At 61.4% G+C, this 22,342-nt stretch carries 13 protein-coding genes, 1 tRNA gene and 3 rRNA genes; 12 read left to right on the plus strand and 5 right to left on the minus strand.

Going from position 1 to position 22,342, the window contains the following annotated elements:
• Positions 1-35: 35 nt before the first annotated feature.
• The 4 genes from rrf to NO362_RS10020 all read right to left on the minus strand — a co-directional run bounded on the left by rrf (position 36) and on the right by NO362_RS10020 (position 5,251).
• Positions 36-157: ribosomal RNA gene (gene rrf, locus NO362_RS10005) — 5S ribosomal RNA — on the minus strand.
• 230 nt (positions 158-387) lie between these two features.
• Positions 388-3,301 (minus strand): 23S ribosomal RNA (locus NO362_RS10010).
• Between the two features lie 298 nt (positions 3,302-3,599).
• Positions 3,600-3,671 (minus strand) — tRNA-Ala (locus NO362_RS10015).
• Positions 3,672-3,778: 107 nt separating this feature from the next.
• Positions 3,779-5,251, minus strand: a 16S ribosomal RNA gene (locus NO362_RS10020).
• The 16S, 23S and 5S rRNA genes sit together here with 1 tRNA gene alongside, the layout of an rRNA operon.
• Before the next feature lie 604 nt (positions 5,252-5,855).
• Between NO362_RS10020 and NO362_RS10025 the strand changes: the two genes are divergently transcribed.
• The 10 genes from NO362_RS10025 (at position 5,856) to NO362_RS10070 (ending at position 16,873) form a co-directional block, all read left to right on the plus strand.
• Positions 5,856-6,416 (plus strand): TATA-box-binding protein, encoded by a 561-nt coding sequence (locus tag NO362_RS10025; RefSeq protein WP_089769931.1) that lies wholly within the window; start codon positions 5,856-5,858, stop codon positions 6,414-6,416.
• Positions 6,417-6,513: 97 nt separating this feature from the next.
• A complete protein-coding gene (locus NO362_RS10030) occupies positions 6,514-7,290 on the plus strand; it encodes a helix-turn-helix transcriptional regulator (RefSeq protein ID WP_306676741.1) in 777 nt (258 codons plus the stop codon).
• 80 nt (positions 7,291-7,370) lie between these two features.
• Positions 7,371-8,522, plus strand: coding sequence for a Cdc6/Cdc18 family protein (locus NO362_RS10035; protein ID WP_256545122.1), 1,152 nt, complete (start codon positions 7,371-7,373; stop codon positions 8,520-8,522).
• Positions 8,519-10,093, plus strand: coding sequence for an FGGY family carbohydrate kinase (locus tag NO362_RS10040; protein ID WP_256545123.1), 1,575 nt, complete (start codon positions 8,519-8,521; stop codon positions 10,091-10,093). The genes NO362_RS10035 and NO362_RS10040 overlap by 4 nt, the downstream gene beginning before the upstream one ends.
• 322 nt (positions 10,094-10,415) lie before the next feature.
• Positions 10,416-11,624, plus strand: a complete 1,209-nt coding sequence (locus NO362_RS10045; RefSeq protein ID WP_369335103.1) for an extracellular solute-binding protein — start codon at positions 10,416-10,418, stop codon at positions 11,622-11,624.
• Between the two features lie 3 nt (positions 11,625-11,627).
• The gene (locus tag NO362_RS10050) at positions 11,628-12,551 is read left to right on the plus strand and encodes an ABC transporter permease (protein ID WP_256545125.1); all 924 of its coding nucleotides are present in this window, start codon (positions 11,628-11,630) and stop codon (positions 12,549-12,551) included.
• Complete coding sequence (locus NO362_RS10055; RefSeq protein ID WP_256545126.1) at positions 12,548-13,381, plus strand: ABC transporter permease; 834 nt, start codon at positions 12,548-12,550, stop codon at positions 13,379-13,381. The genes NO362_RS10050 and NO362_RS10055 overlap by 4 nt, the downstream gene beginning before the upstream one ends.
• 3 nt (positions 13,382-13,384) lie before the next feature.
• Positions 13,385-14,422 carry an ABC transporter ATP-binding protein gene (locus NO362_RS10060; protein ID WP_256545127.1) on the plus strand — a complete coding sequence of 346 codons (1,038 nt, stop codon included), beginning with the start codon at positions 13,385-13,387 and terminating at the stop codon, positions 14,420-14,422.
• Positions 14,423-14,571: 149 nt separating this feature from the next.
• Positions 14,572-15,915, plus strand: a complete 1,344-nt coding sequence (locus NO362_RS10065; RefSeq protein ID WP_256545128.1) for a hypothetical protein — start codon at positions 14,572-14,574, stop codon at positions 15,913-15,915.
• Positions 15,916-16,084: 169 nt separating this feature from the next.
• Positions 16,085-16,873, plus strand: a complete 789-nt coding sequence (locus NO362_RS10070; RefSeq protein WP_256545129.1) for an HAD-IIA family hydrolase — start codon at positions 16,085-16,087, stop codon at positions 16,871-16,873.
• Between the two features lie 54 nt (positions 16,874-16,927).
• On the opposite strand, the gene NO362_RS10075 is transcribed toward NO362_RS10070, so the two are convergent.
• The gene (locus tag NO362_RS10075; protein WP_121570587.1) at positions 16,928-18,133 is read right to left on the minus strand and encodes a Cdc6/Cdc18 family protein; all 1,206 of its coding nucleotides are present in this window, start codon (positions 18,131-18,133) and stop codon (positions 16,928-16,930) included.
• A 391-nt stretch (positions 18,134-18,524) separates the two neighbouring features.
• On the opposite strand from NO362_RS10075, the gene NO362_RS10080 reads away from it, so the two are divergent.
• A complete protein-coding gene (locus NO362_RS10080) occupies positions 18,525-19,409 on the plus strand; it encodes an IS1595 family transposase (RefSeq protein ID WP_121570991.1) in 885 nt (294 codons plus the stop codon).
• Between the two features lie 888 nt (positions 19,410-20,297).
• Complete coding sequence (locus tag NO362_RS10085) at positions 20,298-22,337, plus strand: DEAD/DEAH box helicase (RefSeq protein WP_256545130.1); 2,040 nt, start codon at positions 20,298-20,300, stop codon at positions 22,335-22,337.
• Positions 22,338-22,342 lie beyond the last annotated feature (5 nt).

Below are 22,342 nucleotides of genomic sequence, written 5' to 3' on the forward strand. Positions count from 1 at the left end.
CACGAGCACGCGCTCGTGGGCTCTGAAAGTATGAGTGGAGGCGGCGAGCCAGTGTTCCCAGAGGATCGCTCACTCCAGTACTACCTCGCACGCTGGCAGGCTTAACTTCCGTGTTCGGGATGGGTACGGGTGTCGCCCTGCCGCTCTGGCCGCCTTAATGCCGACTGATGGATTCGAACCATCTGGACTCGTATCGTGAGTCCGCGCCAGTGTCGGTGTGCCAGTCGAATATCTGATGCGTACATTCGACCATTGTTACGCACGCAATCCAGCTTCCGCCTGAACCCGTTCGACCGTGGGTCACCTTGTGGTAGTGGTAGTCTCGATCCCCATCACGGCATCCACTGTGACACGGATTGGGTAGTCACGTGACACTATGCTCGTGTATGAGTGTGGCTTTGGACTGTTAGTGCTCGCGGGCTCACACCTCGTTGCCTCGGTGCGTACACCCCGAGTCTATCGAACTCGTCTTCTACGAGTGTCCTCGGTGGTACTTCTTTTTGAGGTAGGTTTCGAGCTTAGATGCGTTCAGCTCTTACCCTGCGGTGCGTGGCTGCTCGGCATCTGCCCTTTCGGACAACCGATACACCAGCGGCACCCATTCGTAGTTCCTCTCGTACTATACGAACGTTCCTCTCAAGTACCAATACACCCCCAATAGATAGCAGCCGACCTGTCTCACGACGGTCTAAACCCAGCTCACGACCTCCTTTAATAGGCGAACAACCTCACCCTTGCCTGCTTCTGCACAGGCAGGATGGAGGGAACCGACATCGAGGTAGCAAGCCACCCGGTCGATATGTGCTCTTGCGGGTGACGACTCTGTTATCCCTAAGGTAGCTTTTCTGTCATCAACGGGCCCCATCCAGGAGCCTCGTTGGTTCGCTAGACCACGCTTTCGCGTCAGCGTCACTCGTTGGGAATGACACTGTCAGACTTCCGTTTGCTCTTGCGCTCTTCTCCGGGTTTCCGACCCGGATGAGGAAATCTTTGGGCGCGCTCGATATCTTTTCGAGCGCGTACCGCCCCAGTCAAACTGCCCGGCTACCGGTGTCCTCCGCCAGGAGTGAGAGTCGCAGTCACTAACGGGTAGTATTTCACTTGTGTCTGGGTGGCCCGCTAGCGCGGGTACCTCTGTAATGACTCCTACCTATGCTGCACATCAGCGACCACGTCTCAGCGACAGCCTGCAGTAAAGCTCTATAGGGTCTTCGCTTCCCCTTGGGGGTCTCCAGACTCCGCACTGGAACGTACAGTTCACCGGGCCCAGCGTTGGGACAGTGACGCTCTCGTTGATCCATTCATGCAAGCCGCTACTGAAGCGGCAAGGTACTACGCTACCTTAAGAGGGTCATAGTTACCCCCGCCGTTGACGGGTCCTTCGTCCTCTTGTACGAGGTGTTCAGATACCCGCACTGGGCAGGATTCAGTGACCGTACGAGTCCTTGCGGATTTGCGGTCACCTATGTTGTTACTAGACAGTCGGAGCGTCCGAGTCACTGCGACCTGCTCGGTAAAAAGCAGGCATCCCTTCTTCCGAAGGTACGGGACTAACTTGCCGAATTCCCTAACGCCGGTTGTTCCCGACAGGCCTTGGCTTTCTCTGCCTGAGTACCTGTGTCGGATCTCGGTACGGTCGCCGTGCGCCTTTTCACGGGCTCTCGGTACCAGCGACTTGCGCTGTCTCGTGATTCGATCGCTTCGTGCCATTACGGCGTCCACGATCTTCCACGATTCGACGAGGCGAAGGCCTCGCTCGCTGTTTCCAAAAGCGTCGGCTGAGTGCACGGTGGCACTGGAATATTAACCAGTTTCCCTGGTTGTCCCAGTCGAGTTACGGTGGGACTTAGGACCGGCTAACCCTCGGCTGAGTGGCAGTGCCGAGGAACCCTTACTCGTAAGGCCGTCGGGGTTCGCACCCGACTCTCGCTGCTACTGTGACCAGGATTTTCGTCACTAATCGGTCCACGCGAGCTCTCGCCCGAGCTTCCGCCCGATCAGTGCGCCAAGCCTACTAGATCGTCCTGTGATGGACGCTGCCAGGTCTCGGTGGTGGATTTGAGCCCCGATCATTTTGGGCGCCTCGAACCTCGGCCGGTAAGCTGTTACGCTTTTCTTAGAGGGTAGCTGCTTCTAAGCTCACCTCCCGGCTGTTTAGGGCTCGAGACCACCTTCGGTTGCACTTAATCCACACTTGGGGACCTTAACCCGGCTCTGGGTTGTCTCCCTCACGGACCACAGGCTTACCCCGCAGTCCGGATTCCCAACGTCTACGGCGTCTGCAAGTTTGGAGTTCGACAGGAAGGCCGACTCCTCTCGGAGGCGGGACTTCCAATCGGTCGCTCTACCTCGCAGACTACCTCGGTTGAGGTCATGCTTCGACATGTTTCGGCTGGAACCAGCTGTTGCCGAGTTCGATGGGCCTTTCACCCCTACGCACGAGTCACGGGAGGGTATTGTAGGACACCAACCCTTGCAGGCTTCCACGCAGCTTTCGCCACGCTTCACCTTGCTCGCGCGTAGATCACTCGGTTTCGGGTCGCATCAGTATGACTCCCCGCGCTTGAACACGGTGGCCCTGGTCCGGATGGACTGCGGCCGTATCGGTTTCCCTGTGCCTGCCCGGATACTCCGGTTAGGCTTGCCATACAAATGCACTCCCTGGGTCGTTTTTCAAAACGCACGACGCGACATCGGCTTCCCAAGAGTCCTACTGGTGGGTCGCCCCACGCTCGTTTTTCTTGGGACCTTGTATGCCCCGTCGTTCTATCACTGACTGAGTTCAGGCCCTATTGCACCGCCCTGTTCGGGGTGCTTTTCAGCGTTCGCTCACGCTACTTGTTCGCTATCGGTCTCGAGGAGTGTTTAGTCTTCGCAGTTGATGCCTGCGAGATTCACGAGGAATATCCAATCCTCGCTACTCTGGAGGTAGCCCGGGAACACGCTCTCGCGATACGGGACTGTCACCCTGTATCGTACTCCGTTCCAGGAGATTTCTCGTGAGATTGTGTTCCGTTATGGCTAGTCCGAACACCACATTTCCTTCCGGATTCGGTTTGGACTGTGTCGCGGTCACTCGCGGTTACTGACGACATCACTATTGTTTTTTGTTCCTGCTCCTACTGAGATGTTTCAATTCGGAGCGTTCCCCATTGCGCGAAGCAATTGCGGTGGGGATTCCCATTCGGAGATCCCGAGTTCTTAGTCTCCGTGCGACTCCCTCGGGCTTTTCGCAGCTTGGCACGTCCGTCGTCGGCTCTCGAGCCGAGCCATTCACCAGCCAGTACAGTAGCCAGTTTGAGTGTCGTGTGTTACTGGTCTGTTGTGTACAGTGGTTGCTGTTGCAGTTGCAAGTTAAGTTGCTCTTGCTGTTTGGTGATCTGAGACGTCCACGTGTGATCCGTTCGGTTGAACGGGTTCAGTGGGCGTCTGGATTGCGTGCGTACAATGGTCGTCATTGAACGTCCGGTGGCGGCCGGAGCGTTCGTCGAACCCTTCCCATCCGCGCTTTCACGGGATGGTGCATCAGTTCGTGTCCACTCCAGTCGAGTGTGTGCCCACACTTAAGGAGCACGTTCTGTGTCGAGTGGAGTGGGGGATGGACCCGCTGGGATTTGAACCCAGGGCGTCCTCCTTGCAAAGGAGGTGCTCTACCGCTGAGCTACGGGCCCAGTTAGCCTTGATGGTTCTAAGGTGCCTGTCTGGTGGGCGTGAGCCACGATCGGGGCCAGGCGATGAGTGAAAGTTGAGCCACCCCGTCGGGGTGGTCTCGGTCTGTAGGAGGTGATCCAGCCGCAGATTCCCCTACGGCTACCTTGTTACGACTTAAGCCCCCTTGCGAAGCCCAGATTCGACTGTGGTGACACAGCCTCATCCGGACCTCACTCGGGTGCTTTGACGGGCGGTGTGTGCAAGGAGCAGGGACGTATTCGCCGCCCTCTTGTGAAAGGCGACTACTACCGAATCCAGCTTCGTGAGGGCGAGTTTCAGCCCTCAGTCCGAACTACGACCAAGTTTCGGAGATTAGCGCCCTCTTTCGAGGTTGCAACCCATTGTCTTGGCCATTGTAGCCCGCGTGTAGCCCAGCTCATTCGGGGCATACTGACCTACCGTTGCCCGTTCCTTCCTCCAGTTTGGCACTGGCAGTCCTCCTAATGTACCCAGCCAGTCGGAACTGCTGCTGGCAATTAGGAGTGCGGGTCTCGCTCGTTGCCTGACTTAACAGGACGCCTCACGGTACGAGCTGACGGCGGCCATGCACCTCCTCTCTACAGCGTCGTGGCGAGGTCATCAACCTGACCGTCATCACTGTAGTCGGAGCTGGTGAGATGTCCGGCGTTGAGTCCAATTAAACCGCAGGCTCCTCCGGTTGTAGTGCTCCCCCGCCAATTCCTTTAAGTTTCATCCTTGCAGACGTACTTCCCAGGCGGTTCGCTTCTCGGCTTCCCTACGGCACAACACAGGCGCGTAGCCTGTGTCACACCTAGCGAACATCGTTTACGGCTAGGACTACCCGGGTATCTAATCCGGTTCGAGACCCTAGCTTTCGTCCCTCACTGTCGGATCCGTTTTCTCGAGGTGCTTTCGCCATCGGTGGTCCGTCCGGGATTACGGGATTTCACTCCTACCCCGGACGTACCCCTCGAGCCTTCCGGTCCCAAGCCTCGGAGTTTCCGCCGGACGCCCACACGTTGGGCGTGTGGATTTCCCGACGGACTTTCGAGGCCAGCTACGGACGCTTTAGGCCCAATAAGATCGGCCATCACTTGAGCTGCCGGTATTACCGCGGCGGCTGGCACCGGTCTTGCCCAGCTCTTGTTCGTGTACCGCCCTACGGTACACAAAAGCGAGGACGATATGCCCTCGCACTCGGAGTCCCCTTATCGCACGTGCGTGCAGTGTAAAGGTTTCGCGCCTGCTGCGCCCCGTAGGGCCCGGAATCTTGTCTCAGATTCCGTCTCCGGGCTCTTGCTCTCACAACCCGTACCGATTATGGGCACGGTGGGCCGTTACCCCACCGTCTACCTAATCGGCCGCAGCCACATCCTACAGCGCGGGAGCGTTTGTGCCTCTTGGCATTCCAGCGTGAGAGGGGTATGACGAATTAGCCTCAGTTTCCCGAGGTTATGCGTCTCTGTAGGGTAGTTTGGCCACGTGTTACTGAGCTATTTGCCGCGAGTGTGAACTCGCACGACTAGCATGGCTAAATCGGACTCCGATAGCAATGGCCTCCGGCAGGATCAACCGGAATGGGTCTCCCCCGTAGTGGGGGAGGGGTGTGGCGGGATTTCCCTCTCGGAGAGAGGGAGATCACCATATATCATTGCGTGGTCCGTTCGTGGTTCAGTGGACACCAGACAGGTGTCACCGAACCATCAAGGCTAACATCAGATTCCATCTGTACGGCGGACCGCAGGGGTGGAATCCTCATTCCGTGTCCGACTCAAGCGAAACGTCGGATGGGTATAAACCCATTGAATCCGTTTCGCCCCGCGGCGTCGATCGCCACGGACGTCGGAATGCGAGCGCGGACGGATTTCAACCGCCCGCAGTCGCGTAGTGTTCTTCGCATTACTGTCTGATGCGTGGGTTGTACTTAACCCCGTTGATTCCGAACGATTTTCGAAAAATGGTGTTAGATATGTGTGTTCGTCTAACAACGTTCTGATAGAGTACCAGTAGAGTGGACGTTCGACCACTTGGTGTTTTGACGGGATCGACGACTGGTCACGCGCGAGCGCACGTGAAACAAGTAATTGGCAACGACCGACTTCCGGATAGCCGGAGACGAGCGAACCGACCCCTCTTTATAACGGGGGCCTTTATAAGGGAGGGCAGAGATAATCCGACAGAGTATGAGTGCGCCGGCAGATTCCATCGAGATTCAGAACGTTGTCGCATCGACCGGTATCGGCCAAGAGCTCGATCTCGAAGCTCTCGCCGAGGACCTCCCCGGAGCCGACTTCAACCCGGACAACTTCCCCGGGCTCGTCTACCGAACGCAGGAGCCGAAGGCAGCGGCCCTGATCTTCCGTTCGGGGAAGATCGTCTGTACGGGCGCAAAGAGCATCGACGACGTCCACGAGGCGCTCGGAATTATCTTCGAGAAGCTCCGTGGCCTCAGCATCCCGGTCGACGAGGACCCCGAGATCACCGTCCAGAACATCGTCTCCAGCGCCGACCTCGGTCACAACCTGAACCTAAACGCGCTCGCGATCGGTCTGGGCCTCGAAGACGTCGAGTACGAGCCCGAGCAGTTCCCCGGTCTCGTCTACCGGATGGACGAACCCGAAGTCGTCATCCTGCTCTTCGGGTCCGGAAAAATCGTCATCACCGGCGGGAAGCGGACCGACGACGCGAAGACCGCCGTCGAAGAGATCGTCAAGCGCATCGACGATCTGGGCCTGCTCGGATAACAGGCCCGAACCGGAACGCAACGCGGCGGCCGCCGACGAGTGGGAGCCGACGAGGAGCGACAGCGTAATGACAACCGCAGTATAACGTTTTGATCGAATGACCGCGCGCGAGGATGTCGCGTTTTTGACCGGATCCGAGATCCGGATAGCCGTGCTACGAGCGCTTCGTTCGGGCGAGCACCGCCCGAGCGAACTGGCTGCGGAATGCTCGTGTGCCCGCGAGACCGCCCAGCGTGCGGTCACGGCGTTCGTCGAACGCGGGTGGGCCGAGAAGGTATCCACGAGCGACGGATATCGTCTCACGCGTGCGGGGGTACTCGTCGCGAGAAGTTACGACGAGTTCGAGGAGTGTATGGACGTCGCCAACCGCTTCGAGCATCTCCTCTCGAATCTGCGTGGGACCGCCGAGGAGATAGAGTGTGAGACGCTATCGGGGACGACGTACGCCCAGTCGACAGCGGAGAATCCGCACGCACCTATCGACCGGTTTCTCGCCATCGTGGGAGACGAACCCGTAGAGCAGTTCCGTGGGGTTACACCGATCGTGAGCCGCGTTTTCAACGAGGCTGCTGGCAGCGTCATCGGACCGGAGACCCAGGTGGAACTAATCGTCGATAAGGACGTGCTGCAGACCTCCGCTACGGAGTATCCGGAGTCGCTCGAGCGGGCGAAAGGCCTGGACGGATTCACGCTGTACGTGTCACAGGAGCCGCTGGAGTTCGGACTCCTCCTCGTCGACGGACACGCCTATCTGGGTGCCTACGACGAGCACGGAAACCTCGTTGCGAGTGCGGACAGTGCAGAAGCCGGGTTCGTCGAGTGGGTGACTGAGGCGTTCGCACGCGTTCGAGCGAACGCGACAGAGTGGGACTAAATCCGGAGAAACCGCCCTGCAACCGGGAAAAAGTGTTTTACCCACACTCCCGTGTATACTGCATAGCGTCAGGGAGTCCTATGGATCTCACAGAACGCATCGAACGCCGCCGAAACCGGAGCAGCAACAACGAGCTTATCGTCGATCGCGACTCGCTGAACCCCGCGATGCATCTCTCCGAGCCGGTCGGCCGAGAAACCCTCTTCGAGGCCTTACTGGACGCGATCGACCCACTTTTCGATCACGCCGTGCCGCCGAACACCTACGTCTGGGGACCACAGGGCTCCGGAAAGTCGGCCATCGTGACCGCGCTCGTATCGGTGCTCGATACGGAGATGAGTGCCCACGACCCGTTCTACACTGCCACCCGGAGCGGAAGCGACCGCGACGACGTCCGTGTCGTCTATCTCGACGCACGGCGGGCCGCGAGCCGCTTCCGACTCTATCGGGAGCTGCTCGACAGTCTCCTCGTAGAGTCGGTCCCGAGACGCGGGGTGAGCACCGATGCGCTGCGCGAGCGGATCGAGACTGTCACGGCCGCGAGCGAAACCGTACTGGTCGCCGTCGATCACCTCGGAGAACAGACGACAGTCGATCTGGCGGACCTCTATACGTTCTTCGAGCCGTTCGAAGACCTCGCGTGGATCGGTGTCGGGCGGACGCCGCCCGAGAAACTGTCGCTCCCGATGCCGGAACAGCAGATCCACGTGCCCGCGTACACGTACGAACTCGTCGACATCCTGACGGTCCGCGGGTCGCGAGGGCTCTCACAGACACTCGATCACGTCCACGCACAGCGACTTGCAGACTGGGCCGACGGCGACGCTCACAACGCGCTCGCGGCCCTGTTCCTCGCCGCGAGCAACGCGGAAACCGACGGGGCAACGCGGCTCCGCGACGAGGACATCGACGCCGGGAGAGCGGCCGTACCGAGAGACGGCGTCCCGATCGGGCAAGTGCTGGCACTCTCGGACAACGAACGACTGGTTCTCGACCAGCTACTGGAACTCTCACTCGACGGCGAGGCGCGGATCGAGACCGCGGCCGAGCAGATCGCCGAGCGGACCGACCTAACTCACGGGACGGTCAAACGACTACTGTACGAACTCGCGCAGTTCGGCGTTCTGGAACGGCGGGAAGTCTCCGTCGGCGCCCAGGTGGCCGGGCGACGACCGAGCGGCGTCGCGCTGAACTTCGCCCCCCGACTGCTTACCGCACTGCAAGGCGGATGAGCACGACCTACATCGGCGCGCTGGATCAGGGGACGAGCGGAACCAGATTCGTCGTCTTCGACGAACGCGGCGATCCGACCTCGGAGGCGTTCACCAGTCATCGTCCGACGACACGCGAGGGCGACCGCGTCGAGTACGACCCCCTCAAACTGTGGGGCTGTGCGACCGACGCGATCCGGCGCGGACTGGTGCAGGCCGATGTCGACTCGGCGAGTGCGCTGCGTGCGCTCGGCGTGTCGAGTCAGCGCCAGACGGTGCTGCTGTGGGAGGCGGAGTCCGGAACGCCGGTCACGAACGCGATCAGTTGGCGCGACCGGCGGACGACCGAGCAGATCACGGAACTGACTGACGAGGAGCGACGGTTGATCCGCGAGCGAACCGGGCTCGAACCGGACCCGTACTTCGCCGCGCCCAACGCTAAATGGCTCCTCGATCACGGTCGCGGTCGGTGCGGCGACGAAGGCGACCACCACGAAGAGGGCAGCAGCCGTCTGCACCGCGGCAGCGACGACCAGAGCGGCCTCCGTGAACGGGCGGAAGCCGGCGAGGTGCTTCTCGGCACCGTCGACTCGTGGCTCCTCTACAATCTCACGGGCACGCACGCGACGGACGTCACCAACGCGGCCCAGACGATGCTGTTCGACATCCACGAGTTGCAGTGGGACGACGACCTCTTGGACCTGTTCGACGTGCCGCGAGCGGCGTTGCCTGCGGTACACGCTTCCAGCGACCCGTCGGGGTTCGGCACGACCGATCCGAACGGGATCCTCAACGCTGCCGTTCCTGTGACGGGCGTGATGGGCGACCAGCAAGCGGCGCTCCTCGGACGAGTCGCGTGCGGCGAGGGCGACGCCAAAGTCACCTACGGAACGGGGAATTTCTTCCTGCAGAACACCGGGAGCGATCCGGTCGCGGCCGACGGCAACCTTCTGACGACGGTCTGGTTCCAGCGGGCGGGTGCGGAACCACGCTACGGGCTCGAAGGGCCGGTCTTCGCCACGGGCGCGGTGTTGGAGTGGCTCCGGACGATCGGGCTGCTCGAAGACGCGGGCGGACTCGCAGAACTCGATAGCACGGAGTCGCCGGGTGATCTGCAGCTCGTTCCGGGCTTCGGCGGTCTCGGTGCACCCCACTGGGTGCCGGACCTCCGGGCGGGAGTGTTCGGGCTACGCAGAGAAACCGACCCCGACGACGTACTGCGAGCGGCCGTGGAGGCGATCGCGTTCGGGACGCGGGCAGTCCTCGAAGCGGCCGAAGCCGCGACTGGAATCGAACAGCGTCCCCTCCTCGTCGACGGCGGCGCAATCCAGGACGACGAGTTCGCGCAGTGGCAGGCGGATCTCCTCGATCGGCGACTGGTTCGATCGAACGTGACGCAGACGACGGCGTTGGGCGCGGGATTCGCGGCGGGTCTCGCGACAGGCGTGTGGGATTCGCTCGACGACCTCGCGCCCTGTCAACCGACCGGGCGGGCGTTCACGCCGTCCGGGGACGCGAGTGCAGCCGAGACGGCGTACCAGAACTGGGGCGACGTCGTCGACGCCGTCGTCAGGTGCCACGGCACACGGTGATATTTATCTTCGATAGGCTAGCCACAAATAACCTATTTAGAAATGGCTATTTCACGCGATAGAGAGTCCAAGGCGGTTTCAGATGCATACACTGGAACAGCAGTGGACGGAGCACGGCAACGCGAGCAATCCTCGAGACAGCCGACTGCCCCAAAAGAGCGTCCGGTAACATTGTGTACTGGACGAGTAAACGAGCGTCTCAGCGATTAATAGCGCTATTTTCGGAGATGACGAGTAACATACACCTATATATTATGTTTATTCACCAAAGATTTATTGCAATTTCTCGTCAATACATTTATTGCTGGTAGCTATGTTCTCAATGAAAGACCCCGCGACGCGACGCAAGATCCTCGCATCGAGCGGTGCAGTCCTCGGCGGGAGTCTCGCTGGGTGCCTCAGTGGCGGCGACAGTGGAAGCGGTACTGGGGACGGCGACACCGGCGGGAAGACGGATACGGGAGGCGACGGCACCTCTGGGGGGAGCGGGAGTTGCTCGGGTGAGACCTACGAGGTCGGCTACGGCGACTCCCAGACGACCGTCTGTTCGGATGCTTTCCCGACCGACGAGAAACTGTACGTGTACGCGGTTCAGTCGGGGTGGATGAACTGGCCGGAGGTAATGCAGGCGTTCAAAGAGCAGTACGGCGTCCAACTCAACGACGACGACCGGTCATCGGGTGAGGCACTACAGGACGCCCGCTCGCACGCGCAGAACCCCACGCACTCGGCGTTCAACGGCGGGTACACCTACGCAATCCAGGCGATGCAGGACGGATTGACTCAGGCGTACAAGCCGGCGAACTGGGACAAAGTCCCCGACAGCGCGAAGACCGACAACGGCCACTGTACGGGGACGCGGAAGGTGACGACGGCACTCACCTACCGGAAGGACCTCTTCGAGGAGCGCGGACTCGACGAACCGCAGACCTGGGAGGACCTGAAGCACCCAGACATTATGCAGGACCTCGCGCTGCAGACGCCGCAGGCGGCCGTCGGGCTCGCAGCGGCCCTCTCGATCAACAACGCCTACGGCGGGTCCCTCGACGACGTCCAACCGGTGATCGACTACTACAACGAGATACAGGAAGGGGGTGCGGAGTTCACCGACAACTTCCTGGCGCAGTTCACGAGCGGCGAGTACGGCTCGTTCATCCGCTACGACTACTCGGGGCTGGACCTGAAGTACAACGTCGAAGACATCGCCGAGGAGAACGTCGGCGTCGCGCTCCTCGAAGGACCGAACGGGGAGGCCGGCGCGTTCAACGCGCTGTACGGCTACGCGATGCTGGCGAACGCACCGAATCCAGAGGCGGTGAAGAAATTCATGGACTACGTGCTCTCGCTGGAAGGCCAGCGGAAGTTCCTCAAGGCGTACGCGCGGCCGATTCGGGCCTCGGAGATGGATATGCCCGACGAATTCCCGCCGCAGAGCCGATACGACAAGACACAGTTCACTGTCGATCAGTCGGCGCTGGTCGAAAACCAGGAGACGATCATCCAGGACATCACGCGCGGAGCCAGCCTGTAAGCGATGGCGGCCGATCAAGTATCGATGGGCACGCGGGCGACGGGTGCAGTCCGGACCGCCGTCGGATCGGTAGTGTCCCCGACGTCCGAGCGACAGCGGGAGATACGGCGCATCGTCGCCCTCTGTCTGCCGTTCTCTGTGCTCTTGGTGTTCTCCGGCGTCTTCCCGCTGACGGAGATGTTTCGAATCAGTTTCTCCGAAAGTCGGCTCGTGACCGAGGGCTTCACCCTCGAGTACTATCGGACGATGGTGAACGATCCGTACTATCGGAACATCGCCTTCAACACGCTGTGGTTCGCGGCCGCGACGACGGTCGCGTCGATCAGCATCGCCGTCCCCGTGGCGCACGCGCTCGAAAAGTACGCGCTCCCCGCGAAGTCGGTGATCCTGACGATCCTGTCGTTCCCGAACAGCCTCCCCGGGATCGTCGCGGCGTTTATGATCATCATCCTGTTCGGAAACACGGGCGTGTTCACCAACCTCCTCGCGTTCCTGTCGGGGCAATCGCGGATCGACGTCGCCATCTCGACAGGCGTGCTGGGGCTGTTCTTCGCGTACCTCTACTCGATGATCCCGCGCGCCCTTCTGTTGCTCCGTGGAACCTACTCGGAGATTAACACGGACGCCGAGGAGGCGGCCCGCGTGTTGGGAGCGACGCCCCTCCAGACGTTCCGCTACGTGACGCTCCCGCAGATCAAACCGGGGTTGATCGGCGCGTTCATCCTCGTGTTCCGGACCGGACTCGCCATCTTCGGAACCGTCCTGATCCTGAAGGGCCTGCTCGTCTGGACGCTCCAGATCGACCGTGAACTCGCCCAGGGCTTCAACATCGCGCAGGCCTCGGCGATGGCGACGATCTGGTTCGTCTTCGTGTTCGGGTTCACGGTGCTCGCACTTCGGTACACCAGTGCGGAGGTGAGCATATGACCGAACGATTCCAACAGGGCAGCCTCTCTGCCCGCTTCGGCCGGCCAGTCGTCAAACTCGTGTTGGTGCTGACGCTCGTCTTCCTCGCGTTCCCGGTCGTGATGACGTTCGTCAGTTCGTTCGCCTCCGATTGGTTCGGCGTCTTCCCCAGCGGCTTCGTCACGATACAGAACTGGGAAGACGTCATCGTCGGTACCGGCGTCGGTGCCGACGTCGCAGTCGGGTCCTCGCTGGCGTACAGTACCGGGCTCGCTCTCGGTGGAGTCATCATCAACCTCATCGTCGGCGTGCCGATCGCGTACGCGGTCGCACGCTACGACTTCTGGGGGCGAGACTGGGTCAACGTCTTCGCGATTCTCCCGCTGGCGCCCGGGATCATCCTGGGTGTGGCCTTCCTCCGGACGTACCCGGACCTCTCGACGTCCGGCATCGCCCTGATTATCGGCTACTCGCTACTGAAAGCACCGTATATGGTGATGGCGGTGCAGTCGAGTTTTCAGTCGATGGATCTCCAACAGATCGAAGAGAGCGCCCGCTCTCTCGGTGCGTCGTGGCCGCGCACGTTCCTCACGGTGATCGTCCCGAACGCCCGGACGGGCATCATCGCCGGCTCGATCATCTCCTGGACGCTCGCGGCCGCGGAGTTCAACTTCTCGTACATCGTCTACTCTCGCGGGACGCCGCCGCTCGCGATCTTCCTGTTCAACAACATCACGAACGCCTCGTTCCTGAACGCGGCCGCGGCCGTCTCGGTGTTCTTCCTGCTCATCGCACTGGTCACGATCTCGCTGCAGATCGTCGGTAACAGAGGGACGATTCGGAGGGTCTAACGAATGGCAAAAGTCTCACTCGAAAACGTCACGAAACGCTTCGATTCGACAGTCGCCATCGACGACGTCTCGATCGACATCGCCGACGGCGAAGTGATGGGAATCGTCGGCCCGTCCGGCTGTGGCAAGACGACGGCGCTCCGGCTCGTCGCCGGCTTCGAGACCGCCACCGACGGGACGATCCGCTACGACGACGAGGACGTCACGCCCGTCCCGCCGGAGAATCGAAACGTCGGCTTGGTCTTTCAGTCCTATGCGCTGTTCAACAATATGAGCGTGCTCGGGAACGTCACGTTCGGCCCGAAGATGCACGGCGTCGGCAAAGCCGAACGCCGAGAGCGCGCGCGTGAACTGCTCGAACTCCTCGACATCGAGGAGTTGGCCGACCGCGACCCCCAGACACTCTCGGGCGGCCAGCAGCAGCGCGTCGGCCTCGCCCGCGCGCTCGCGATCGAGCCCCGGATTCTGCTGCTCGACGAGCCGATGACGGGGCTCGACGCGAAGCTGAAACAGACCCTACGGCAAGAGCTCGGCCAGTTGCTCGACGATCTCGGCGTGACGACGTTGTACGTCACGCACGATCAAGAGCAGGCGATGTCGATGTGCGATCGGATTGCCGTGATGAACGACGGCCACCTCGAACAGATCGGCACGCCGGCCGAGATCTACGAGGAGCCGGCAAACGAGTTCGTCGCGGGCTTCATCGGCACCGCGAATCTGCTGGATGCGACGGTCACGGACGGGCGGATCTCGTTCGGATTCGGCGACGTCGACGCGCCCGACGGACTCCGATCGAGCGGCGACGTGACGGTCCTCGTTCGTCCGGACGACATCCGCGTCGGCAACGGTGAAGGCGACGCCGCCGTCGAAGTGACGAACCTGTTCTATCAGGGCGAGCACATCCAGGCGACGGGGACGCTTGCTGACGGCCAAGAACTGACACTCCAACTGGATCGGTCGCTGACGAACGTCGAGACGGGCGACACCCTGTCGGTCGGCTTCGATCCGGAGACGCTCCACGTCATCCGCTCGACCAAGTGACTGGGGAGGAACGACCAGATGGCTGTGGAAGAGCGGCCAGATGGCTGTGGGGGGACGCCGAGTGCCATCTAGCGTCCCTTATTTATTGCCACTGCCCATATTGGTGATAATTTTTAAGATGACGACCCGAGAAGATGTTTGTTGGGCAAATGACTGATCCAAGCCTCGAAGACGCGCTGGACGCGGCAGGTAGTCCGATGGACTTGCTCCGCGAAAACCGGGGACGACACCCCTATCCGGTTCCCAGCGAGCACACGAACTGGATCGAGGAGGAACGGAGTTGGCGAGAGACGTGCAGCCTGTCGGACCTCTCTCACCACCAGAAAGACCTCTACGTCGAGGGGCCCGACGCGCTGGCCGTCTTCGTCGACCTCGGAGCCAACGACTTCGAGGGGTTCGAGCCCGGTCAGGCCAAACAGTTCGTCGCCTGCAACACCGACGGCTTCCTGATCGGCGACGCGATCCTGTTTTACCTCGACGACGAGCGGTTGAAGCTCACCGGCACGCCGATCGCGCCGAATTGGGTCGAGTACAACCTCGAAACAGGCGATTACGACGCGGTCGCGACAGCAGACGAGCGGTATCACGACAAGGACGAACCGCACAGAACCTTCCGGTACCAGCTACAGGGGCCGAACGCGCTCGACGTGATGAGAGCCGCAGTCGAGGGGTCGCTCCCGGAGATTCCGTTCTTCAATTTCGACGAGGTGACGATCGCAGGCGTCGACGTGCGCGCGTTGAAACACTCGATGGCGTCGGACGTCGGCTTCGAGATCTGGGGGCCGTGGGAGGCGAGCGAGACCGTTCGGGAGGCGATCCTCGACGCCGGCGAGGACCACGGCCTCCGCCAACTCGGCGAGAAGAGCTACAAGGCGCAGGGCTCTGAGAAAGGCTGGATCGCCCGTCCGCTCCCCGCGATCTTCGGCGACGAGATGGCGGAGTATCGGGAGTGGCTGGACGGGGACAGCTACGAGGCGAGCAGCACGCTCGGCGGGAGTTTCGCCGCCGACGACGTATCCGAGTACTACCTGAATCCGATCGAACTCGGATACGAGCGATTCGTCGATTTCGACCGCGACTTCCCCGGCAGAGACGCGCTCGCGGAAATGGCAGAGGCGTCGCAGCGCCGGAAAGTAACGCTCGTCTGGGACGACGACGACGTCATCGACCTGTTTGCGTCGTTACTGCGAGACGGAGAGACGTACAAGTACTTCGACCTCTCGATGCCCTACTGGGCGGTCTTCCACTACGACGAGGTCCTGAAAGGCGGTGAGACCGTCGGTCTCTCGAAGTACTTCGGCTACACCTACAACGAGCGTGCCGTCCTGTCGCTGGCACTCGTCGACGAGGAGTACAGCGAACCTGGAACCGAGGTGACGCTGGTGTGGGGTGAACCGGGCGGTGCATCGCCGAACCCCAAAGTCGAATCGCACACGCAGACGGAGATCAGCGCCACGGTGGCGCCGAACCCGTACGTCGAGGCCGAGCGCTAGCGCAGCCAAAGATTATTGTAATTTGGTCATCAATTTCTTTATTGATGCATATCGTACTTCCAGTAACCAAACAGCTCCGTCGGTCAGCGTCGGATAGGTGGGCCGTACAGGCCTCGGAGGCGCCCGACGACCGGAGGGCGCTCGCCGGGCACACAGTCCCGGACGGCCAATGAGCGTCGCCGAGCACGAGGCCGCGATCTTGGACCTGGATGGGACGGTCTATCTGGGCGACAAACTCATCCCGGGTGCCGGCGAGACCGTGCAGTTGCTGCGCGAGGAGGTCGGAGAGGTACTGTTCCTCACGAACAAGGCCATCGCGCGCCGCGGCGACTACAGCGAAAAGTTGCGACGACTCGGCATCGACGTCGAGCGCAGCGACGTCGTCAACTCCGGGTGGGTAACCGCCCAGTACGTCAGCGAGCGCTTCCCTTCCGCGGCGGCGTTCGTCGTCGGCGAAGGCCCGCTTCTCGAGGAGTTCCGGGAGGCGGGCGTCACGACAGTGACAGAGACGCCGGGCGACATCGTCGTGGCATCGATGGACCGCCACTTCGACTACGACACGCTCGAGACCGCGCTCCGAACGCTCGAAGACGGTGCGCCGTTCCTGGCGACGAATCCGGACCGGACCTGTCCGACTGAGAAGGGTGCGATCCCGGACGCCGCGGGGATGATCGGCGCCATCGAAGGCGTGACGGGACAGACCGTCGACGAGGTGCTCGGGAAGCCGTCCGCGACGATGGTCGAGACGGCGCTCGGAGAGGTCGGCGTCGACCCTGGCGACTGCCTGATGGTCGGCGACCGGATCGAGACGGACATCCGGATGGGCGACCGTGCCGGGATGACCACCGTCCTCGTGCTTACGGGCGTGACCGACCGTGAGATGATCGCCGACGTGAATGTCGATCCCGATTACGTCCTCGACTCCATCGCCGATGTCGAAGGTCTCCTCGTGGAGTGACGGTCCGTCGCCGGAGTCGACGATGCCGACAGTGTACTCAGAATCAAAGTCCGGTCAGACGTCGTCGCTCTCGGTCAGGACGTCTTTGACCACTTGAGGATCCTCCAGAAGCTGGTGCTTCGTGTAGCTCCCCTCGGCGCTCCCGCCGCTGTGTTTGGACTGCTCGATGATGTCGAGGAAGGCGTGTTCTTTCAGTAAGTCGCGGACGCGACGTAGCGAGAGCGTATCCGAGCCCTGGCCGTCGCAGATGTTCTCGTAGACCTCGTAGACGCGGCTCGTTCGGAACCCCTCCTGTCGCTCGCTCGACAGCGAGAGAATTGCGAGCGCCTGCAACACGTACCGGGAGTGCGGCGTCGACCCGCGGATGAGTTCGCGGAAGCGATCCGTCTCTGCACGCTCGCGGGCCTGCGTCACGAACTCCTCGCGAACGATCTGTGCGCCCTTCGATTGAGCGATCTCACCGGCGTACCGAAGAATGTCGATCGCCTTGCGGGCGTCACCGTGTTCTCTGGCCGCGAGCGCTGCCGCGCGCGGGATCGTCGAGGGGTCGAGAACGTCGTCGCGGAAGGCGTCCGACCGCGCCTGCATAATGTTTCGGAGTTGGTTGGCGTCGTACGGCGGGAAGACGAACTCGCGTTCACAGAGGCTGGATTTGACGCGTTCGTCCATCCGGTCTTTGTATTGGATCTTGTTGCTGATGCCGATCACGCCGAGTTTGCACTGGTCGATCTTGCCGGCCTCCCCCGCCCGCGAGAGTTGCATCAGAATGTCGTCGTCGGAGAGTTTGTCGATCTCGTCGAGCAGAATCAAGACGACATCGTACTGTGCATCGAGGATTCGCCACAGCCGCTTGTAGTACGTCGACGTGCTGAGTCCCTTGTCCGGGACTTTGATTCCGGTGACTTCGGATTCGTTGACGCCGTCCGCGATGGTTTGGACCGCTTGCGTCTCGGTCGTGTCCTGTGCGCAGTCGACGTAGGCGAACGTCGCTTTCACGTCTTCCTCGCCGGCGGTTTCCACCAACCGCTGTGAGACGTACTTCGCACAGAGCGACTTACCCGTACCCGTCTTGCCGTAGATGAGAACGTTGCTCGGACTCTGACCGAAGATCGCCGGATTGACCGCCGCCGCCAGATCAGAGATTTCGTCGTCGCGACCGACGATCCGTCCCTCCCCCGGAAGGTGGTTGATCTCCAAGAGCTCTTTGTTGGAGAAGATGGGGTCCTCTCGGGTGAAGAGGTCGTCGCTGGTGTTCGGCATACTACAGGACACCGGGTTTCCGGTGAAATGCGTTGTTATTTCCCCCGGTTCGACGGTGATGCTGTCGGACACGTTTTCGGGAAGCATCGTGACATCCGGGGTACTGGGCATCTTCGTACGGTTATGCCCGACGGATGACGACCACGTTGTTCCGACAGGGCACGGCGACTGATCCGACAGACTACCGGACGACACACACACCACGTTTCCGGTGAACGGGGGAAATACCGGGGGGAGGTCCAGTTGAAACAGAGGATAAGTTTCACCGGAAACACGGTGTGTGGCGAGGCGTTAGAATCTCGCTCTTGGGTAGAGGATTGTTGGTGAGTTCTCAGCAGTAGCTGGAAGTCACAGCGGGCAAGGGTGACGCGGCCGCGTCACCCGACGAACAATGTTCCCTATCAAGACGTTCGTCTCGGAGCGTCGCGCCGCGAACCTGCTGGAACAGGTTCGCTGGCGCGACGGCGTCTATTGCCCACGCTGCCGTGGCGAATCTGTGATTCGGTACGGCAGCTATCGCGTGTTTCAGCGGTATCTCTGTAAGGATTGCGACCGCACGTTCAACGATCAGACCGGCACGATCTTCGAACATTCTTCGGTGGCGCTCAGAAAGTGGTTTCTCGCCGTCTACACCTACATCCGCTTCAACACAAGTCTCAGGCAATTAGACGTAGAGATTGACGTTTCATACAAGACGATCTACCGGCGCGTCCAGCGCTTTTTGCGAGCGCTGGACGCGCCTCGACTACAGCTCGAAGGCCCCATCGAGATAGATGAATTCTACGTGAAAGCAGGTCTCAAGGGCCGCGAGCGCGACCAGCCGTCGCGCTCGCGTGGCCTGTCTACGCGCGGACGTGGAACATACGCTGAGGACAAGCTCCCTGTGTTTGTTCTCGCTGATCGCGGCAGTGGTGAACGACACGTGATCCCAACGAAAGCCGCGACCGAATCGAGGATTCGACTCCTGCTGGCCGACCGCCAGCAGGAGTCGTTAACCGTCTACACAGACGGCTTTCGGGCATACGATCCACTTGACGAGGACAACGCATTCACCCGTGAATACGTCGTCCACGGTGACGGCGAGTACGTCGATGGAGACGTTCACGTGAACACCTGCGAGAGCCACGCGTCGCTGGCGCGACGGTGGCTCTCGCCGCATCGAGGTGTCTCTAAAGACAGACTCACGCCGTATATCCGAGCGTTTCAGCTCCGTCGAGAAGTGTTCCGCAAACCGGGGAAAGAAGCGCTCAAAACCATCCTCGAAACTGCGCTATGACTCACCAACAATCTCCGCCACAAGAGCGTAGAATCTGGCCGACAACGGTACTTCCCAAGCGAGGACGCAGATACGCACTGAGACAGGCCAATACGTGGGATCGTCGGCTATCGGTATTCTACGGCGAACAAGTTTGGTCGTATCGCTGTGGGGTTCTCAGAGCGTCCGTCCGATACCTGCTCGAAAAAGCGGCGCGGTGTCTCGGGTCCGTTTCCGGTCGAATTGCTTCGATGAAGCTAGTTTATAACTTTTTGATTGGAGTCAATGGACGGTAACGAGTATCTAGTATATATTTGTTGCTTTCTAGAGGACAGATATTGGTTCAGTACGCGCGGATGCGTGGTCGTCGTCGCTCGTGACGAGGGGGACTACCAGCGGGTTTCACCGGAAACGTGGTGTGTCTCCGCGTGGAATTCACCACACTTCGACTGTTCTCGACATCGCGAGTGGGGTCCGCGGTCTTTCGGGGTTACACGATATGGCTAGCGGAGAAATTGGAGATAGCTATCAACTCAAGCCGCTCTAATTACGCTCAATCTGAAATAGTCGGCCTCGGATCCGATTCTTCTTGGCCTTTCACCGGAAACACGGTGTGTTCCCGTGAGAAACTGAGGATCTCGTCCACCAAGTCGAGACTCCTATCTCGAAGGGGGGTCCCAGTTCACCGTTTCACCGGAAACTCGGTGTTCCCGATTCACCTTCACACGGTGTTCCCCGGATCCAGTTCGCTGGCATTTCATCGGAAACACGGTGTGGGTGGCTTTGACGGACGTGGGCGCCGTTTTCTGGACACACTCTTCGCCTGTCCCCTTCGAGTCGACGCCAACAGCCGAACTCGAACCCACGTAGTCGCAAACCGTTTCCCGGTCGGGGCCGTCCCGAGAGACAATGACGGAAGAGGAGGGGACTGGCGGGCCAACTGCACCGGAGGGAGCGTCTCCCGAGGCGACGCCTGCCGACGATTCCCACGACACCGACGGCGCTTACGACACCGACGAGTCTCACGACGCCGATACGTCTACTGCTAACGTCGATCTGGATCGCTTCCACGACGTACTGGAGGCGGAGGGCCGTCCGGTCGTGACGGCCTCGGAAGTCGCACGCCGACTCGACACGACGCAGTCGGCCGCCGCCGCAGATCTCGATGCGCTGACTGACGACGGGGCGGTCGAACGGGTGAACGTCGAGACGGACCCGATCGTCTACTTCCCGAGCGAGTGGGCGAAACTCGCCGAGCGCGAGCGGATCGTGCTGTTCCCGGAACGGCGACAGATCGTGGTCGATCAACCGACGCAGTACACCCGCGCGCAACTCTCACAGTTCGCCCACCTCGTCGACTCCACGGGCGAGCGGGCGCGGTCGACCACTGACCGGCAGACCGGCACCCGCGGCTACATCTACGAGATCCGCCAGGAGGACGTCTGGCAAGCCCCTTTCGACGATCTCGCCGACTTGCTGTCGCTGATGCGGTCGGTGCTCCCGCGGCGGTCACCCCCGCTTGAGGAGTGGGTCGAATCACAGTGGAAACGCGCGAACCGATTCCGCCTGTTCACCCACGAAGACGGATACGTCGTCCTCGAAGCCGCCTCCGAGAGCCTGATGGGCAACGTCGCGCGGCAGAAACTCGACGACGAACAGCTCGTCGCGCCGATTTCGGATACGCAGAGCTGGGTTCGCGACGGCGCCGAAGCCGAGATCAAGCGGATCCTCTACGAAGCGGGCTACCCCGTCGAAGACGACCGCGACCTCGACACGGGGGAACCGCTCGACGTGGAATTGACTGTCGACCTGCGCGAGTACCAATCCGACTGGGTCGAGCGTTTCCTCGATCAGCGCTCCGGCGTCCTCGTCGGCCCCTCCGGCGCGGGCAAGACCGTGACCGCCATCGGCGTCCTCGCGGCTGTCGGCGGCGAGACGCTGATTCTCGTCCCGTCGCGGGAACTCGCCGCACAGTGGCGTGCCGAACTGCTCGAACACACGACGCTCACCGAAGAGCAGATCGGTGAGTACCACGGCGGGCAAAAGGAGATCAACCCAGTCACGATCGCGACCTACCAGACGGCGGGGATGGACCGTCACCGCTCCCTGTTCGACTCCCGCGGGTGGGGGCTCGTCGTCTACGACGAGGTCCATCACATCCCCTCGCGGATCTACCGACGTAGCGCCGACCTCCAGACGAAACATCGGCTCGGACTGTCGGCGACGCCGGTGCGCGAAGACGACAAAGAGAAGGAGATTTTCACGCTCATCGGACGCCCGATCGGCACCGACTGGTCGAAGCTCTTCGAGGCAGGGTACGTTCAAGAGCCCGAAGTACAGATCCGATACGTGCCCTGGGGTGAGGAGTTCGCCCGGAACGAGTGGGCGAGTGCGGACGGCCGCGACAGACACCGGATCGCAGCCGAGAATCCCGAGAAGATCGACGAAACGCGGCGGCTCCTCGACGCACACCCGGACGCGAGGACGCTCGTCTTCGTGGATTGGCTAGATCAGGGCGAAGCCCTCGCGGACGCGCTCGACGTGCCGTTCGTGAGCGGAGAGATGCCACACCACCGTCGCGAGCGCGTCTTCGCGTCGTTCCGCGCGGGCGATCTCCGAACCCTCGTCGTCTCGCGCGTCGGTGACGAGGGGATCGATCTCCCGAACGCGGAACTCGCCATCGTCGCCTCCGGACTCGGTGGGTCTCGCCGGCAGGGAGCACAGCGCGCCGGCCGGACGATGCGTCCTGCTGGCGGATCGCAAGTGTACGTGCTCGCGACCCGCGGAACCTCGGAAGAAGACTTCGCGCAGCGACAGATGCGCCACCTCGCCGAGAAGGGTATCCGCGTGACTGAGACGGACCGCAGCACCCGGAAATCGGACGGAGAGAGTTCGGCATCCGAGGCCTCGCCCGCGACGACCGATCCCGCCGCAAACGGCGAGGAGTAAGCAGC

Source organism: Halobellus inordinatus (assembly GCF_024498335.1).
Taxonomy (GTDB): domain Archaea; phylum Halobacteriota; class Halobacteria; order Halobacteriales; family Haloferacaceae; genus Haloquadratum; species Haloquadratum inordinatus.

Coding starts and splice junctions, on each gene's coding strand:
- NO362_RS10025 (WP_089769931.1), top strand. CDS start 5,856: ATGAGTGCGCCGGCAGATTCCATCGAGATTCAGAACGTTGTCGCATCG.
- NO362_RS10030 (WP_306676741.1), top strand. CDS start 6,514: ATGACCGCGCGCGAGGATGTCGCGTTTTTGACCGGATCCGAGATCCGG.
- NO362_RS10035 (WP_256545122.1), top strand. CDS start 7,371: ATGGATCTCACAGAACGCATCGAACGCCGCCGAAACCGGAGCAGCAAC.
- NO362_RS10040 (WP_256545123.1), top strand. CDS start 8,519: ATGAGCACGACCTACATCGGCGCGCTGGATCAGGGGACGAGCGGAACC.
- NO362_RS10045 (WP_369335103.1), top strand. CDS start 10,416: ATGAAAGACCCCGCGACGCGACGCAAGATCCTCGCATCGAGCGGTGCA.
- NO362_RS10050 (WP_256545125.1), top strand. CDS start 11,628: ATGGCGGCCGATCAAGTATCGATGGGCACGCGGGCGACGGGTGCAGTC.
- NO362_RS10055 (WP_256545126.1), top strand. CDS start 12,548: ATGACCGAACGATTCCAACAGGGCAGCCTCTCTGCCCGCTTCGGCCGG.
- NO362_RS10060 (WP_256545127.1), top strand. CDS start 13,385: ATGGCAAAAGTCTCACTCGAAAACGTCACGAAACGCTTCGATTCGACA.
- NO362_RS10065 (WP_256545128.1), top strand. CDS start 14,572: ATGACTGATCCAAGCCTCGAAGACGCGCTGGACGCGGCAGGTAGTCCG.
- NO362_RS10070 (WP_256545129.1), top strand. CDS start 16,085: ATGAGCGTCGCCGAGCACGAGGCCGCGATCTTGGACCTGGATGGGACG.
- NO362_RS10075 (WP_121570587.1), bottom strand. CDS start 18,133: ATGCCGAACACCAGCGACGACCTCTTCACCCGAGAGGACCCCATCTTC.
- NO362_RS10080 (WP_121570991.1), top strand. CDS start 18,525: ATGTTCCCTATCAAGACGTTCGTCTCGGAGCGTCGCGCCGCGAACCTG.
- NO362_RS10085 (WP_256545130.1), top strand. CDS start 20,298: ATGACGGAAGAGGAGGGGACTGGCGGGCCAACTGCACCGGAGGGAGCG.